The sequence below is a fragment of the Streptomyces fildesensis genome (assembly GCF_016107395.1).
Lineage (GTDB): Bacteria > Actinomycetota > Actinomycetes > Streptomycetales > Streptomycetaceae > Actinacidiphila > Actinacidiphila fildesensis.
In genome coordinates this window covers 1-566 of record NZ_JAAIKO010000164.1, presented here as the reverse complement: position 1 = coordinate 566, position 566 = coordinate 1, and the positions used below count along the sequence as shown (strand labels likewise).

General features: G+C 49.5%; 1 protein-coding gene. It reads left to right on the top strand.

Translation table 11 applies throughout. The features are described from left to right. Nucleotides 1-484: Hsp70 family protein (locus C6N31_RS47195; protein WP_198359646.1), on the top strand; the 484-nt coding region annotated here is incomplete at its 5' end. Nucleotides 485-566 lie beyond the last annotated feature (82 nt).

Genomic DNA, 566 nt, shown 5'->3' with positions numbered 1-566 from the left:
TGATGCCAATGGTATCCTGAATGTATCTGCCGAGGACAAAACCACCGGTCAGAAGAACAAGATCACCATTACCAACGACAAGGGACGGCTGTCGAAGGAGGAAATCGAGAAGATGGTTCAGGAAGCCGAGAAATACAAGTCTGAGGACGAGGAACATAAGAAGAAAGTGGAGTCCAAAAACGCGCTGGAGAACTACGCCTATAACATGAGGAACACGGTGAAGGATGATAAGATCAGCGCTAAGCTGCCTGCTGCCGACAAGAAGAAGATCGAGGAGGCAATTGATTCGGCCATCCAGTGGCTGGATACCAACCAACTTGCAGAGTCCGACGAGTTCGAGGACAAGATGAAGGAGCTGGAGGGCATTTGCAACCCAATTATTGCCAAAATGTACCAGGGAGGCGCTCCTGGTATGGAGGATGCCATGGGTGACATCCCGACTGGTCCTACTGGCGCTGGCCCCAAGATCGAAGAAGTTGATTAGCCCTTTTTGATTAATCGATTGCCGTGCGTCTCCTTTTTTTCTTCTTTTCAAATGTCGGCCGAGAGCTGGCTTAATATTTCCA